The sequence below is a fragment of the Pasteurella pantherarum genome (genome assembly GCF_049670885.1).
GTDB lineage: Bacteria > Pseudomonadota > Gammaproteobacteria > Enterobacterales > Pasteurellaceae > Pasteurella.
This window is the reverse complement of record NZ_CP187173.1, coordinates 455,599-472,112: the sequence shown is the minus strand read 5'-3', so window position 1 is coordinate 472,112 and position 16,514 is coordinate 455,599. Positions and strand designations below refer to the sequence as shown.

The following is a 16,514-nucleotide window of genomic DNA, read 5'->3' as shown; positions in this document are numbered from 1 at the left end:
CATAGCCATAAAGTGTCGTCCCTGAGGAGATGCCATTATGGCTAGACCCCGAATTATTCCAAAGTTGGGATAAGTGCCACTAAATGCTCAACGGCTTTTTGCTCATCCTCGCCTTCCGCAGAAATCGTAATCACAGTACCTTGTGTTAATGCTAAAGTTTGTAGTTTGAATAAACTTTTCGCACTTGCACTTTTACCCGCTGATGTCACTGTAATATCAGAAGCGAATGCTTTTGCTTCTTTAACAAATTGTGCTGCTGGGCGAGTATGTAATCCATTTGGTGCAATGATTTCAACGTCTTTTGAATACATAATATTCTCCTCTGTGAATCAAAATATGAGCAGTAAAAAAATAGTCAGTTATTTAAACTGATTGAATGTTAATCTTACATTTATTTTTAGATAAAAAATAAATTGGTTTGTAGTATCTAAGTTAGTAAATAAATAATCAAGATTTATGAAGTGAAAATTTGAGGCAGATCACAAAAAAAGACACATAAAGTGTGTTTTTTAGTCCGTCATTAACATTCAATTAACGCATTTATTCACTGGAGAAATGACGTTGTGATTTTACTTCCGCTAAACTGGCAATCAGACGATGATAATTTTCAAAACGTACGGGGTGAATTTTGCCTTTTTCAACAGCTTCACGCAAAGCACAACCTGGATCATTGAGATGTTTACAGTCACGAAATTTGCAAGTACCTAAAAAATATTGAAATTCTCGATACCCTTTTGTCACTTGTTCCTGTTCTAAATGCCATAAGCCAAATTCGCGGATCCCTGGCGAGTCGATTAAATTCCCCCCTTGTGCTAAATGGTATAAGCGGGAAGAAGTGGTGGTATGCTGTCCTAATCCTGAGTTTTCACTCACGTCCCCCACTTGTGCATTCACGTCTGGCAAAATATGATTAATTAAACTCGACTTACCAACCCCAGACTGCCCCACAAAAATCGACGTGCCTTGATGAAAAAGTGCGGTTAATTTTTCCATATTTTCCCCTGTCATCGCGGAGATCATCATCGTTTGATAACCAATATCTTGGTAAATTTTTAATTGTGCTTCCACGTCTTTACGTGCGTCATCACTTAATAAATCCACTTTATTCACCACGATAATGGCTGGAATTTTAGCGGTTTCACAGATCACTAAATACCGATCAATAATATTTAATGATAAAGAAGGCAAAACAGCAGAAACGATAATAATGCGATCAATATTGGCGGCGATAACCTTTAATCCATCATAATAATCTGGACGGGCAATTTCATTTTGACGAGGTTTAATGGCTTCAATCACCCCATTCACGCCTTGCAATTGTTGATTGCCTTGTCGCCAGACAACATAATCCCCCACCACAACACTAGATAAAGTACGACGTAAATTACAACGAAAAATCTCGCCTTTGGCATTTTCCACATCAGCATGCACCGAATAACGGGTGACCACCACACCATCTTGCGACTCCCCTAACATTTCATCTTGCCATTCAATGTCTTTCTTTTCTCGGCGTTGGTGGCGATGAAGGGCTTTTTCATTATTCGATTGAATGCGACGTTTCTGATTTTGCGTTAATTTACGTTTACTCAATGGGTTATCCTTAAAAGTGCGGTCGTTTTTTAATAGGTTTTCCGCTAGAATGACGAAAAATAATTTACATAGGATACCACCATGCAATTAGATAAACAAAATCTCATTTGGATCGACTTGGAAATGACAGGCTTAGACCCAGAGAAAGAAAGAATTATTGAAATCGCCACCATTATTACAGACAAAAACTTAAATATTTTAGCCGAGGGGCCTGTGCTTGCCATTCATCAATCTGAAGATTTATTAAATAAAATGAGTGAATGGTGCACCAAAACTCATACGCAAAATGGTTTAGTTGAAAGAGTGAAAAAAAGCCCCTTAACAGAGCGTGCTGCCGAATTACAAACCCTTGATTTCTTGAAAAAATGGGTGCCAAAAGGTGCTTCGCCGATTTGTGGTAACAGTGTGGCACAAGATAAACGTTTTTTATTTAAATATATGCCTGAATTAGCCGATTATTTTCATTACCGCCATTTAGATGTGAGCACCTTAAAAGAGCTTGCCTCACGTTGGAAGCCAGACTTGTTAAAAGGCTTTCAAAAGAAAAATTCCCACCTTGCTTTAGATGATATTCGGGAATCGATTGCAGAGCTGGCTTACTATCGTGAGCACTTTATCAACTTGAAAGATCAATAATTATTCAACTTGTTGAATATCCAAGCAAGCTCAATTTTTTTCGTATTTTGGGCTTGCACTCGAATATTTTTTTCGTATAATACCGCCCTGTCGCTGTTAATCAGCACAAACAATATGAATGCGGGAATAGCTCAGTTGGTAGAGCACAACCTTGCCAAGGTTGGGGTCGCGAGTTCGAGCCTCGTTTCCCGCTCCAATTCATCTTCTCATAAAACATACTTTCAATGCGGGAATAGCTCAGTTGGTAGAGCACAACCTTGCCAAGGTTGGGGTCGCGAGTTCGAGCCTCGTTTCCCGCTCCAAATTTCCATTATCTTTTTTATCCTTTAAATTTGTTCTATTTTCTTGTAAGAAACTGCTTGTCTTGACTATATAATCCCAGAAAAGTGCGGTACAATTTCGGACTATTTTAATGCATCTATACAATCATAAACATGGTAAAACAATGACTGATCTCGCTCGCTATACACAATACATTCCTGATGAAACTGCAATGTGTGCCTTTGGTGCTGAATTGGTGAGTGCCATCTGTCAACTGCCCTCTTCACAAGCAATCACCATTTATTTAAATGGTGATTTAGGTGCAGGCAAAACCACTTTAAGCCGTGGCATCATCCAGGCACTTGGTCATCAAGGTCATGTAAAAAGCCCGACTTACACGTTGGTAGAAGAATATCATTTAGCCAAAAAAACCGTTTATCACTTTGATTTATATCGCTTAAGCGATCCTGAAGAACTCGAATTTATGGGCATTCGTGATTATTTTAGCCAAAATTGTTTATGTTTAATTGAATGGGCAGAAAAAGGCAAAGGATTATTAGCTGAGCCCGATCTTATCGTGAACATTGCTTATGCGGAGCGTGCACGCCATATTGAACTGATTGCACACACACAGCAAGGTAAACAACTTCTTCAGATGATGCCCTCTCACGCCTAAGATAGATTTGTAACAGTATGAAAAAAAACCGCTTTCTTTCTTTTTTTGGTATTCTCTTAGCCTGTTTAAGTGCTTCGATTTATGCCAATACGGTCTGGACGATTGCTATCGATCCTGGTCATGGTGGTACCGATCCTGGTGCCATTAGCCGCCATTTAAAAATGTATGAAAAAAATGTCACCCTTTCTATTGCCAGAGAGTTAAAACTCTTGTTAGACAAAGATCCCAATTTCAATGGCGTCCTGACTCGTAAAGGGGATTACTTTATTTCCGTGCCAAAACGCTCAGAAATTGCTCGTCAACACAAAGCCAACTTTTTAGTCTCTATTCATGCTGACTCAAACTTATCCCCAACGTTAAGAGGGGCATCAGTCTGGGTTTTGTCGAATCGCCGAGCAAACAGTGAAATGGGGCAATGGTTAGAAGATCATGAAAAACGCTCCGAACTATTGGGCGGTGCAGGCACCGTGCTTTCTTCACATAATGATAAATATTTAGATCAAACCGTATTAGATCTGCAATTTGGACATAGCCAACGTGTGGGTTATGAGTTAGGCGCTATTGTCCTTAAACATTTCGCCAAAATTACCACGCTCAACCGCAGTACACCGCAACATGCAAGCCTTGGGGTATTACGCTCTCCCGATATTCCTTCAATTTTGGTTGAAACGGGCTTTCTTTCCAATCCAGAAGAAGAAAAAAAACTCAGTACGATTGCATACCGTAAAAAAGTGGCTTACATGATTTATGAAAGCCTTGTGGAATATCGTCGTAAAAATGCCCCACAAAGCATCAAACACCCAACAAAAACAATGGCGAAACAAAGCCAGCAAGAGAAACCACAGATCCAAATTCAAGATAGTGGGATTCGTCATAAAGTGAAATCAGGGGAATCTCTTAATGGCGTGGCGAAAAAATACGGGGTAAAAGCTAATGATATTCTCAATTTAAATAAGCTAAAACGCCGTGATCTTTGGATTGGGGAAACCTTAAAAATCCCAGGGGAAGTCAAAAATACCGTCCAACCTGCTGACAATAAACAGAATAAGAAAAATGCCCAATCTCGTGCAAGCGTGGTTGATGCCAATGCTACCTCAAAGAAAAGTGGCAGCCAAGCACCTAAAAACACCGAAAAAACCACACACAATAGCGTGCCGAAATATCATACGGTAAAAAGTGGGCAAACGTTGTATTCCATTGCAAGAGAATACCAATTATCCCCAAAAACGTTATTGTCGTTAAATCCAAATTTAAAAAATGGCAAAGTCCTCACGGGACAGAAAATTAAATTAAGAGAATAACGAACTATGCCAATTCAAGTTTTACCACCACAACTTGCGAATCAAATTGCAGCGGGTGAAGTGGTTGAGCGTCCAGCATCTGTGGTTAAAGAATTAGTCGAAAATAGTTTAGATGCGGGGGCAACGAAAATCCAAATCGATATCGAACAAGGCGGGAGTCGCTTGATTCGTATTCGTGATAACGGCGTGGGCATTCCCAAAACAGAATTAAGTTTGGCACTCGCTCGTCATGCCACCAGTAAAATCAGCTGTTTGGACGATTTAGATGGTATTCTCAGTCTCGGCTTTCGTGGTGAGGCATTGGCAAGTATCAGCTCCGTTTCTCGCTTAACCCTCACTTCTCGCACTGCAGAGCAAAATGAAGCATGGCAAGTGTATGCTCAAGGTCGAGAAATGGAAACCACCATTGTGCCCGCCTCTCACCCCGTTGGCACAACCGTGGAAGTGGCAAATTTATTTTTTAACACGCCTGCTCGACGTAAATTTTTACGCACGGATAAAACCGAATTTTCTCATATTGATGAGGTTATTCGTCGTATCGCACTGGCTAAAAGTCATCTTCAGTTCACACTTAGCCATAATGGCAAAATTGTTCGTCAATATAAAAGTGCGACCACCGATACCCAAAAATTAAAACGTGTTGCGGCAATTTGTGGTGAGGCATTTATTCAACATGCCTTACAGATCAACTGGAAGCATGAGGATTTACATTTATCTGGTTGGATTGCGTTGCCTCAATTTTCACGTTCGCAAAATGATATCAGTTATTGCTATATCAACGGACGTATGGTGCGTGATAAAGTGATTAGCCATGCCATTCGCCAAGCCTATGCAGAGCATCTATCAAGTGAGCAATTTCCTGCTTTCGTCCTCTTTTTGGATCTCAATCCCAATGATGTGGATGTGAATGTTCATCCAACGAAGCATGAAGTACGCTTCCACCAACAACGTCTCATTCATGATTTTATTTGCCAAGGCATTCGCAATGCCTTGCATTCCGAGCAAGCACAACTTGCATGGCAAGACGAAAATCAAGTGCAAGAACCTTCTCCCACATGGCAAAGCTATTCTGCCAGTAAACCGAATCGTGCAGCAGCGGGGAAAAATATCTTTGCACCCTCAAGTCAACCGCATGACAGCGAAACAAAAGTGAGGGCTGAAAGCACAAAACTTTCTCAAAATACACCGCACTTTGCCTTATCTTACCGCCAAGAAAGCCCAAGTAAGCGGGAACGCCAACTTTATGGCGATCTACTCAGTGTGGAGACTCACCAGAAGCCATCCGTTATATTACCTGCCCGAGAAAATGTAGGTACTAACATGGCAAAATCGGAGCCGCCTCTTGCAAATACCCCATTCTGCAACACGGAAATGAACCAGCCTTACGGCAATGTCACCGTAGCACAAAAGCCCCCATTACTGGAGCAAACACATTGCTTACGGGCATTAGCACTTATTGAAAATCAAGCCCTGTTATTACAACAACAGCAGCAATTTTATTTGCTATCCATAGCCAAGTTACAACAACTGAATATTGCACTCACGTTGCAACAACAACCTGTCATTCAACAGCCCTTGTTAATTCCTGTGGTCTTTCGTTTAAGTGAAACACAGCGAGAACATTGGCAACACCAAAAAGCGTTTTTCACTCAAGCAGGGTTTGAGTTCACAGAACAAACTTCACAACAGCGTTTAACGCTTAATAAAGTCCCGAGTTGTTTACGTCAGCAAAATTTACAACAATGTGTGTTGCATCTATTGCAGGAAAATCATGGAGAATTGACGGATTTTCTTACCGCACTTTGCGAAACGCTCAGTTATCCCTCTATTCATGTTTTGGCAGATGCGGTAACCTTGCTCACTGCAACGGAACAACGTCTTAACACACAACAAACAGGGCATTTACACGCCTTACTCATGCCAATTGATTGGCAACCTTATTTAGTAAAACTGTAACGAGAATCTCATGTTAACAAAACCCACTGCGATTTTTTTAATGGGGCCAACCGCTTCAGGAAAAACCGATTTAGCTATTCAATTACGCCAAGAATTACCTGTTGAAGTGATCAGTGTGGATTCCGCATTAATTTATCGAGGGATGAATATCGGCACCGCCAAACCCAGTGCGGAAGAACTTGCCCTCGCACCACACCGTTTAATTGATATTTGTGATCCGGCTGAAAGTTACTCTGCGGCAAACTTTCGCACAGATGCATTACGAGAAATGCAAGACATCAGCCAACAAGGGAAAATTCCTCTTTTAGTCGGTGGAACAATGCTCTATTACAAAGCCTTATTAGAAGGGCTTTCTCCCCTCCCCTCTGCCGATGAAGCTGTGCGTTCGGACATTGAAGCCAAGGCAGAAAAATTAGGTTGGGCAACGCTTCATCAGGAATTAGCCAAAATCGACCCTATTTCAGCACAACGCATTAACCCGAATGATTCACAGCGTATTAATCGAGCACTTGAGGTCTTTTATTTAACGGGCAAATCCCTCACTGAACTCACAGAACAAAAAGGGGAAAGTTTACCCTATCAAATTATTCAGTTTGCTATCGCTCCAAAAGATCGTAGCATTTTACATGATCGTATTGCCCTTCGTTTTCATAAAATGATTGAATTGGGTTTTCAACAAGAGGTCGAACAACTTTACCAATGCCCCGATCTTCACCCCGATTTACCCTCTATCCGCTGTGTTGGTTACCGTCAAATGTGGGAATATTTACGGGGAGATTACAGCCATGATGAGATGATTTTTCGAGGCATTTGTGCCACCAGACAGCTTGCCAAACGGCAAATCACGTGGCTCAGAGGCTGGAAGTATCCTATCCAGTGGTTAGATAGCCTCTCCCCAGAGGAAGCCAAGCAAACAATGCTTAATTTAATCCGTCAAACCACATAAAAAGTGACTTAAAATAATTTTACTCTCGCTAATGACTTTAAATAAATTTATTGTTATATTGTCGATTGGAGGAAATACGGAATATTCTGTATTGAATTTATTTATATTCGTTTATATTTAAGAAGGAACAAAACAATGGCAAAAGGACAATCTTTACAAGATCCTTATTTAAACGCATTACGTCGTGAACGTATTCCTGTATCAATTTATTTAGTGAACGGAATTAAATTACAAGGTCAAATTGAGTCGTTCGATCAATTTGTAATTTTACTCAAAAACACGGTCAACCAAATGGTATATAAACATGCTATTTCTACGGTTGTTCCTGCTCGTTCCGTATCTCACCATAACAATAATTCAAATCAGCAAAATCACAATCAGCAATCGCAAGAACAGCAAGCTGATCTGAAAGACCAAGCTGAGTAATCGTCGTTGAATGAATGGTAAATAACATAATTTCAAGTGCGGTGGATTTTGATGAAGAATCCACCGCACTTTGCTCTTTCACTTCATCATCATCTTCTCCGCCCGACCTTGATAAAGCCATTATTGTTCACTGTTTTTTATCACAACAGCGTAACGATGATGATTTAGCCGAATTTCAGCTACTAGCAAAATCTGCCAATGTGGCTATTTTAGCCACCATCACTGCCTCCCGCACAACCCCACAAGCCAAATATTTTGTTGGACAAGGAAAAGCAGAAGATATTGCAGAAGCAGTAAACGCCTATGATGCGGATGTCGTATTGGTCAATCACAGTTTAACTCCCGCTCAAACCCGAAATTTGGAAGGTCTTTGTCAATGCCGTGTGGTAGACAGAACGGGCGTGATTTTAGATATTTTTGCTCAACGTGCCCGTTCACATGAGGGAAAATTGCAAGTGGAGCTTGCTCAACTTCGACACCTTTCCACACGGTTAGTCCGTCGCAAAACAGGGCTTGATCAACAAAAAGGTGCCGTCGGTTTACGAGGACCTGGGGAAACACAATTAGAAACCGATCGCCGTTTAATTAAAGTGAGGATTGCCCAACTTCAAAACCGTTTAATGAAGGTAGAAAAACAGCGTAATCAAAATCGCCAAACCAGACAAAAAGCCGATATTCCAACCGTATCCTTAGTGGGCTATACCAATGCAGGTAAATCCACCCTGTTTAATGCCATGACACAATCGAACGTGTATGCAGCTGATCAATTATTTGCCACACTGGATCCCACGTTGCGTCGTTTAGCAATTCAAGATGTGGGCACCACGATTTTAGCAGATACGGTCGGTTTTATCCGTCATTTACCTCATGATCTGGTTTCGGCTTTTAAATCTACCTTACAAGAAACAACAGAAGCCAGTTTGTTGTTGCATGTGATTGATTGTGCGGATCCTCGCAAACTCGAGAACATTTCAGCCGTTGATGAGGTGTTAACGGAAATTCACGCACATGACATTCCCAGCTTGTTGGTTTATAACAAAATTGATCAGTTAGAAAATATTCCACCGCATATTGAATATAATGATGACAATCAACCTGTGGCAGTCTATATTTCAGCAAACACGGGAGATGGTATCGACCTTTTATTTGATGCCATTCGTCAAAAACTGAGCAATGAAATCTTGCAGTTATCTCTGTGTTTACCCGCACAAGGTGGAAAAATCCGCCACCATTTATACCAATTAAATTGTGTGCGTGCTGAAGCCATCAGTGAACAGGGTGAATTTCTATTAGATATTCGTATTGATAAGGTAGAATGGCTTAAATTAGTTAAACAATTCCCTTCTCTTCCACAAAGGCTAAACTAAAAAAATGAGCAGATTTTTCAATCTGCTCATGGTTTTTCTGCTCAAAAGTGCGGTGTGTTTTGCAAAACTTTTGCTTCGCTTGCTTTAACGCAATGCTTTTCCTATTTACTGATCCCATATTGGCGTAATTTATTGGCAATCGCCGTATGCGATACCCCTAAGCGAGCAGCTAATTTGCGTGTGCTTGGATATTGTTCGTAAAATTTACGCAACACAGTAGATTCAAATTTATTCATAATTTGCTCTAAAGTTTCATGACCAAATTCCTCTAAACTCAACGGAATACTTTCTTGTTCCACCAAGTTTAAGCTGGCAATGGTTAATTGATGGTTTTCCGCTAACGAACAAGCTCGATATAACGCATTATGCAATTCTCTGACATTGCCAGCCCATGCATAATCTTGCAAATAGTGAATAAATTGATGGTCAAACTGAGGTTCAGGAATGGCTAATTCTCGGCTAATTTGTGCCACAAAAATCGCCACTAAATCGGGCAAATCTTCTTTACGCTCACGCAAAGGTGGAATGGTTAAAGACAACACATTTAAACGATGAAAAAGATCGCTACGCACTTTTCCTTCGTCCACATAATGTTGCAAAGGAATTTGTGAGGTACAAATCACCCTCACATCGGCATAATGCTCTTGTTCTTCGCCTACACGACGAAATGTGCCATCATTAAGAAAACGCAACAATTTTGCTTGTAAATCAAGGGATAATTCAGCCACGCTATCTAATAACACCGTGCCACCATTTGCATATTCAAAAAAACCTACCGATTCTTTATCTTGTTCATGGCGACCAAACATTTCACTTTCTGCATCTTGGTAAGGCAAGCCTGCACAATTCACGGCGATAAATTTCTTTTCACGGCGAGGGCTGGCTAAATGGCAAGCTTTTGCAATCAAATCCTTCCCTGTTCCTGTCTCGCCTTGAATGAGTAAAGGCACATCATGCACCGCAAACTTCATGGCTTGTTCCACGAGTCTCTGCATTTTGGGACTTTTTGCCACAATATGTGCAAAAGGTCGAGTAAGATTTTCATTTAAGGACATAAACTTTCCTCAAGGTGCCAAAAATGGCTCTATCATACCACATAAAGTTGTAAAGTATGAAGAACTGGTGGAAAGTTTAATTTACATTTACCCCTTTTGCTTTTCCTTTGTTTGCATTGTGCGAAAAACCTGCGCTTTTAAGGCACTTAATAATTCTTGTTGAATATGCTGTAAACGTGGCTTATCTTTCTCTGTAAAGGCTAATGGACGACAAAACGCCATCGCCTTAATGCCTAAGCGTGCGGTTAATAAGCCAACACCAATACCCTGTGCCGCACGGCTTGACAATTTTGCCGCCAGATCTTGCGATAACCAATCTAGCCCCACATCTTGTACTACTTCTGTGGCACCCGCAAAAGCAAGATTCAGTAACGCCATTTTAAGTAATCGTAAGCGACTCCAATAACCAAGTTCAATTCCATAAATATGGGCAATTTGATTGACTAAACGGATATTTCGCCATGCTAAAAACAGCATATCCACAATGGCTAACGGGCTAATGGCTACAATAACCGCCGATTCCACCGCACTTTTACTAATTAACCTTTTAACTTGTTTATCAAAAGGTTGTAAGACGATTTGACTAAATAGCTGCGCCACTTCTTGAGCACTATAACCTTCTTGTACTTGCTTTTGCCATTGTACAAGTTTGGGATCATGCTCCGAAAGATTTAGCATTGTCGCCATCTCTAAACACAATTGCTTAGCTTGCTCATATTTTTCACTTGACAAGGTTTGTTCAAAACTGACCGCACTTTCTAACAAGAGCTGTTCACCCTTCTCTTGTAATAGGCTGCGACGTTTTAGCTTTGCTAAACGCCACCACTCTCGTGCAATCGCAGACACACCTAGAAAAACCGCCAGACAGGTAACTAACGAAAAGGCAAAATAAATCCATTGATTTTGTTGCCAAGTCTCGATCAACCATTGAATAGACTGGGCAATGGTTGCCAAAAGGAACAAAAGTGCGGTCAAAATCAAACCTGTTTTCCACCAAGGAGATCTTGGCATGATGGATTGCTCAAACTTGTCTTCCAGTAGTTCGCCCTCGAAGACCACATTTTCTGTTAGGTCAGGCTCCACATGAAGATCGTGATCGATAAATTCTCGCTTCCCTTGAAAATCCTCCCATTCCTTTTCCACCTTCTCTTGTGAAAACTCCCGTTTATCATTCATCACAACGATTCCCCCTTAAAATTTATCACCTAATAAAAATTGCAACACCGCATCCATTCGTAAGTGCGGTATATTTTCGCCCGCATTGAGGCGTTGTGGTTCAAATTGATCAAACTCAAAACCTTGTGTCTGCCAAAAATCGGCATGAGGAAGTTTGCTTGGTACAGTGCCAGGATACAGGGTAACCTGCTGCATATCCCGACTTCTTACCCCTTGTAATGCTTTGAAACTTTGCCCATCTTGATTAACTAAGACCTGTTGAGTCGCTCGAATGGCTGCAATTGCGGTATATTCGGTGCTAATTCCCTCATATTCCACGTGGCGTCCTCCCTCTTGTACTAATTGCCGCATTAAACTCACTAAATTGGGCAATTGATCACGCGTAATATGATCGGCTTTGGTGGCAATAAACATCAATTTATCTATGCGTGGCGAAAATAAACGATGTAATAAATTACGCTTACCATAATGAAAGTTTTTAAAGATTTGCTGTAAACCTTCTTTCATCTCTAAAAAAGCCTGTTGGCTGTGATTGAGCGGCGTAAGGCAGTCGGCTAAAATCACCTGCCGATCAAAGGTGGAAAAATAATCTTGATAAAAGGCTTTGACAATATGTTGACGATAGTACTCATAACGTTGATTCAGTAAGGCAAAATAGCTTGTTGAATGCCGTTCTGCTTTTAAACGATGCCATTGTTCCTCCGTTAAATGCATGAGTGGGAAAAATTGCAGTGCTGGAGCCCCCTCAAGTTCACCCGGTAAGACAAATCGACCTGGTTGAATCACCTGTAACCCATGTTGCTTACAACGATGTAAATAAGCGGTGTAATCTTTGGCGATCTGTGCCAATACTTCTTCATCCGCTTGGGCATTGAGATCTAATTGCTGTACTTTCGCTAACCATGCCTCAGCCAACACCTTTCGTTGTCCTTGGTTCAGCCAAGACAACGACTGCGACCACTGTTGAAAGTTGAGATCCAGTAAAGGCAAATCAAGCAACCATTCTCCAGGATAATCAAAAATATCAAGATATAAACTGCCCGTTTCTTTCAAATGACGCATCAAGCCATGTTGACGTTGATAACGAATCGCTAAACGTGTTTCGCTCACACCACGGGTGGATTGCGGCCAATGTGGCGGTTGATTCATTAACGACTTGAGATGGTTTTCATACTCAAAACGAGGAATGCTGAGATTCAATTGCGGTAAACGTTTTACTGCAATAATGGATTGATGACGAGCAGCTTCGAAAAGAGGAAGATGAGAGTTATCCACTCGGTTGATATGTAATAATTGATTAATCAAGCTAGTAATAAAGGCGGTTTTACCACTGCGACTTAACCCCGTTACCGCAATACGCAAGGTTCTGTCTAGTCCACGATTAATCAGTTCATTTACTTCTTTTTGTAGATAATTCAACATATTAAGATTCTTCTTATCAGTAAAGTAAAAGGGAAATAAGCGTATAGGAAAAAACTGAATTTTTTCTTAATCCTTGTTCAATTAAGATGAAGCAAGAGTAAAAAGATAGCTTATCCGTGTAATATATTTTACAATTCTTCGATAATTTATCACAAATCCCTTTTATTTATGTTGATTAGAAAAATTATCCTGACCAGTTTTCTGCTTTTACTGGCACATTTTGCTCTCGCGGCGCCCAAAATCCCTAATGAGCTGACACAAAATGGCTTAATTTATTGTACACATGCCACAGGATTTTCTTTTAATCCACAAACTGCCGATGCGGGCACGAGTATGAACGTGATCACCGAGCAAATCTACAACAAATTATTTGAAATCAAGAATAATAGTGCATCGGTTACCCCCATCTTAGCCAAATCTTATTCTATTTCGCCAGATGGTAAAATCATTACCATTCAGTTACGTAAAGGGGTGCGTTTTCATCACACTCAATGGTTTAAACCCTCACGTGATTTTAATGCCGATGATGTGGTCTTTTCCATTAATCGTGTGTTAGGCTACAACACCTATTTACCCAATTTAGATGCCCATTCGGTCAACTATACCAATCCGCAATATAAAATTTTTCACGAACAAGCCAAAAAAATCCGTTTCCCTTATTTTGAAAGCATTAAACTCAATCAAAAAATTAAATCAGTTAAAGCATTAAATCCCTATTTAGTTGAAATTACCTTATTTGAACCCGATTCTTCGATCCTTTCTCATTTGGCTAGCCAATACGCCATTATTTTTTCACAAGAATATGCCTTACAACTCAATGCGGATGATAATTTAGTCCAATTAGATTTGCTTCCTGTCGGCACAGGGCCTTATAAAGTAAAAAATTATTTTCGTAATCAATACGTACGTTTGGAACGTAATGAACATTATTGGAAGGCTAAACCGAAAGTCAAAAATATTATTATTGACCTCTCGACAGATAGAACAGGGCGTTTAGTGAAATTCTTGAATAATGAATGCCAAATTACCTCTCATCCTGATGTGAGCCAATTAGGTTTACTGAAAGAAAACAATGAACGTTTTTATATGAAATCCACAGAAGGCATGAATTTGTCTTACTTAGCTTTTAATTTCCAAAAACCGATGATGAAGGACATAGACATTCGTCGTGCCATTTCACAAGCGATTGATCGTAAACGAATTATCCGCACCATTTATCATGGCACGGCTACTGTGGCAAATAACATTATTCCAAACATTTCATGGGCGTCGAGTGTCAACACCCCTGAACTTGCCTATGACTATCAACCCGAACAAGCCAAGGCAGTTTTGGAAAATAAACAATTGCATTTAGATATGTGGGTATTAAATGAGGAACAAGTATATAACCCTTCGCCATTGAAAATGGCCGCCTTGATTAAAGCCGATTTAGCCAAGGCTGGCGTGAAAGTCAATATTCATTCCGTCACTCGAACCTATCTGATTGAACAATTAAATCAGCAAACTGAAAACTATGACATGATTTTAACTGGCTGGCTGGCGGGGAATTTAGATCCAGATAGTTTTATGCGACCTATTTTAAGTTGTGGAACAGTCAATGAAATCACGAATCTGTCTAATTGGTGCGATCCGACTTTTGATCAATTCATGAATAATGCCTTAAATAGTACACAATTACATTTACGAGCCAATGAATATAACTTAGCACAAGAATTAATTTTAAACGAACTCCCAATTATTCCTATTGCAAATGCAAAGCGAATGCTTATTGTGAATAGTAAAGTCAAAGGGGTGGATATGACACCATTCGGTAGCATTAACTTTGAAACCCTTTCGCTACAATCCAATGGAGGAAAATAATGTTATTTAGCTTTTTCCGCCAAATTTGCTTATTACTTTTCACCTTGCTGATTCTGTCTATGGTGAGTTATAGCATTTTAATTCAAGACCCGTTAAATGGCATATTAGCCACACCAACGGTTTATCATGGTTATGTCCACTATTTACATAATTTATTACAAGGTGATCTTGGCATTACCTACAACGGTGGTGATCCGCTACATGAAACCATTCTCACGGTCTTACCTGCCACCCTTGAACTCTGCTTCACGGCTATTTTAGTTGCCATCATCTTTGGCATCCCCCTTGGTTTAGTGGGGGCGATGAATAAAAATAATGGGTTAGGCTTAAGTATTCGGGGGTTATCAACCTTAGGTTTATCCATGCCTGTATTTTGGATTGCTCCCTTATTGCTGTACTTTTCGGCTATTGAAGGTTGGGAAATTTCCGCCATTGGTCAGTATAACCTTCTTTATGAGATTAAATCGATTACAGGGTTTGCCATTATTGATGTTTGGTTTATTGAAGAATCCTACCGCACAAAAGTGATCCAAAATGTCTTACAGCACTTAGTGTTGCCAACCCTTGTACTGACTATTCTGCCAACCATGGAAATTACCCGTATTACTCAGCAACGTGCAGAAGATATTCTGGCACAAAACTATGTCAAAACCGCAGCCACAAGAGGCTGGTCGCAAATGAAAATTTTACATCATTATGTGATGCGTAATACATTGCCATTATTGGTGCCACAAGCCACTCGCCTATTTACCTTGGTTTTAACCCAGTGTATGTTGGTCGAAAGTACGCTTGGTTGGCCGGGGATTGGTCGTTGGTTAATTGATGCCGTGATGGTGCAAGACTATAACAGCATTTCTGTTGGTGTCATTGTCATTGGCTTATGTATCATTATTGTCAATTTATTGTCTGACAGTTTAGCATTTATGTTAGATCCATTTAATAAGAAGGGCTGGTATGCAAGATAAAGAGCCAGAAGATTTTCGAGAAAGTGAAACATTGACTCAAATTTGGCAATATTTCTATCAAGATAAAATTGCGTTATTTAGCTTTTATCTCTTTATTGCGTTTATATTGACCGCACTTTTTAGCCTGTGGATAGCTCCCTATCCAAGTGATATGCAATTTGTCGGGCAGGAATTAATGCCGCCATCATGGACCAACGAAGGGCAAATTTCGTTTTTCTTTGGCACAGATGATATTGGACGAGACGTGTTTAGCCGAATCATCATTGGTTCAAGCTATACCTTAGGGGCATCATTTATCGTTCTCTTTTTCACCGTACTCATTGGCAGTTTATTAGGGCTTTGGGCAGGCATTTCTGGAAGTATTAAATCCAAAATCTTAAGTCATTTTTTAGATACTTTTTTATCTATTCCGAGTTTATTGATCGCCATAATCATTGCGACATTAATGGAACCGAGTCTTTTTAATGCAATTTTAGCGACCACGCTCGCCTTGCTCCCTTATTTTATTCACGAAATGTATAAAATGACCCAACAAGAGCTAAATAAAGAATATGTCTTAATGTTAAAACTGGATGGCGTGTCTAATTGGGTGTTACTCAAGGAAACCGTCTTTCCAAATATTTCAGTACGCTATATTCAAGAAATCGCCCGAGCATTTGCGATTGCCATTTTAGATATCACCTCACTGAGTTTTATCTCACTTGGTGCACAACGCCCCACCCCAGAATGGGGAGCCATGATTAAAGATTCCCTTGAACTGATTTATCTTGCCCCTTGGGCGGTCATCTTACCTGGCATTGCGATTATCATGACCATTTTAGTGGTGCTTGTCTTTAGTCGTGGACTGTGTAAAGCCATTGAAAAATATAATGAATAG

15 protein-coding genes and 2 tRNA genes are annotated in these 16,514 nt (G+C 40.2%); 12 read left to right on the top strand and 5 right to left on the bottom strand.

Annotated features, from left to right (window positions below):
* Positions 1–53 precede the first annotated feature (53 nt).
* Positions 54–311, bottom strand: coding sequence for a phosphocarrier protein Hpr (gene ptsH / locus ACPEEM_RS02340; protein ID WP_424401220.1), 258 nt, complete (start codon positions 309–311; stop codon positions 54–56).
* Between the two features lie 229 nt (positions 312–540).
* A complete protein-coding gene (rsgA, locus tag ACPEEM_RS02335) occupies positions 541–1,590 on the bottom strand; it encodes a small ribosomal subunit biogenesis GTPase RsgA (RefSeq protein WP_424401222.1) in 1,050 nt (349 codons plus the stop codon).
* 81 nt (positions 1,591–1,671) lie between these two features.
* Here rsgA and orn point away from each other — a divergent pair, with 81 nt between their 5' ends.
* The 9 genes from orn (at position 1,672) to hflX (ending at position 9,159) form a co-directional block, all read left to right on the top strand.
* Complete coding sequence (gene orn, locus ACPEEM_RS02330) at positions 1,672–2,226, top strand: oligoribonuclease (RefSeq protein WP_424404583.1); 555 nt, start codon at positions 1,672–1,674, stop codon at positions 2,224–2,226.
* Positions 2,227–2,346: 120 nt separating this feature from the next.
* Positions 2,347–2,422 (top strand) — tRNA-Gly (locus tag ACPEEM_RS02325).
* 30 nt (positions 2,423–2,452) lie between these two features.
* Positions 2,453–2,528 (top strand) — tRNA-Gly (locus ACPEEM_RS02320).
* Between the two features lie 143 nt (positions 2,529–2,671).
* Positions 2,672–3,163: a tRNA (adenosine(37)-N6)-threonylcarbamoyltransferase complex ATPase subunit type 1 TsaE gene (gene tsaE, locus ACPEEM_RS02315; protein WP_424407586.1), complete on the top strand. Its 492-nt coding sequence runs from the start codon at positions 2,672–2,674 to the stop codon at positions 3,161–3,163.
* 17 nt (positions 3,164–3,180) lie between these two features.
* On the top strand, positions 3,181–4,464 hold the full coding sequence (locus ACPEEM_RS02310; RefSeq protein ID WP_424407584.1) for an N-acetylmuramoyl-L-alanine amidase: 1,284 nt from the start codon (positions 3,181–3,183) through the stop codon (positions 4,462–4,464).
* A 6-nt stretch (positions 4,465–4,470) separates the two neighbouring features.
* A complete protein-coding gene (mutL, locus tag ACPEEM_RS02305; RefSeq protein WP_424407582.1) occupies positions 4,471–6,420 on the top strand; it encodes a DNA mismatch repair endonuclease MutL in 1,950 nt (649 codons plus the stop codon).
* Between the two features lie 10 nt (positions 6,421–6,430).
* On the top strand, positions 6,431–7,366 hold the full coding sequence (miaA, locus tag ACPEEM_RS02300; protein ID WP_424407580.1) for a tRNA (adenosine(37)-N6)-dimethylallyltransferase MiaA: 936 nt from the start codon (positions 6,431–6,433) through the stop codon (positions 7,364–7,366).
* A gap of 135 nt (positions 7,367–7,501) precedes the next feature.
* Positions 7,502–7,792 (top strand): RNA chaperone Hfq, encoded by a 291-nt coding sequence (gene hfq / locus ACPEEM_RS02295; protein WP_424401233.1) that lies wholly within the window; start codon positions 7,502–7,504, stop codon positions 7,790–7,792.
* Between the two features lie 14 nt (positions 7,793–7,806).
* Positions 7,807–9,159 (top strand): ribosome rescue GTPase HflX, encoded by a 1,353-nt coding sequence (hflX, locus tag ACPEEM_RS02290; RefSeq protein ID WP_424407578.1) that lies wholly within the window; start codon positions 7,807–7,809, stop codon positions 9,157–9,159.
* A 101-nt stretch (positions 9,160–9,260) separates the two neighbouring features.
* Here the strand turns inward: hflX and ACPEEM_RS02285 are convergent, their stop codons facing one another.
* The 3 genes from ACPEEM_RS02285 to ACPEEM_RS02275 form a co-directional block, all read right to left on the bottom strand.
* A complete protein-coding gene (locus ACPEEM_RS02285; RefSeq protein WP_424401237.1) occupies positions 9,261–10,214 on the bottom strand; it encodes a sigma 54-interacting transcriptional regulator in 954 nt (317 codons plus the stop codon).
* A gap of 87 nt (positions 10,215–10,301) precedes the next feature.
* Complete coding sequence (locus tag ACPEEM_RS02280; protein ID WP_424408201.1) at positions 10,302–11,390, bottom strand: TIGR01620 family protein; 1,089 nt, start codon at positions 11,388–11,390, stop codon at positions 10,302–10,304.
* Between the two features lie 15 nt (positions 11,391–11,405).
* The gene (locus ACPEEM_RS02275; RefSeq protein ID WP_424401239.1) at positions 11,406–12,812 is read right to left on the bottom strand and encodes a YcjX family protein; all 1,407 of its coding nucleotides are present in this window, start codon (positions 12,810–12,812) and stop codon (positions 11,406–11,408) included.
* A gap of 168 nt (positions 12,813–12,980) precedes the next feature.
* Between ACPEEM_RS02275 and ACPEEM_RS02270 the strand changes: the two genes are divergently transcribed.
* Genes ACPEEM_RS02270 through ACPEEM_RS02260 form a run of 3 tightly spaced genes read left to right on the top strand, consistent with a single transcriptional unit; the run spans position 12,981 to position 16,514 of the window.
* Positions 12,981–14,672 (top strand): ABC transporter substrate-binding protein, encoded by a 1,692-nt coding sequence (locus tag ACPEEM_RS02270; RefSeq protein WP_424401241.1) that lies wholly within the window; start codon positions 12,981–12,983, stop codon positions 14,670–14,672.
* Positions 14,672–15,637: an ABC transporter permease gene (locus tag ACPEEM_RS02265; protein ID WP_424401243.1), complete on the top strand. Its 966-nt coding sequence runs from the start codon at positions 14,672–14,674 to the stop codon at positions 15,635–15,637. Before ACPEEM_RS02270 ends, ACPEEM_RS02265 begins: the two co-directional genes overlap by 1 nt.
* Positions 15,627–16,514 carry an ABC transporter permease subunit gene (locus ACPEEM_RS02260; protein ID WP_424404587.1) on the top strand — a complete coding sequence of 296 codons (888 nt, stop codon included), beginning with the start codon at positions 15,627–15,629 and terminating at the stop codon, positions 16,512–16,514. The genes ACPEEM_RS02265 and ACPEEM_RS02260 overlap by 11 nt, the downstream gene beginning before the upstream one ends.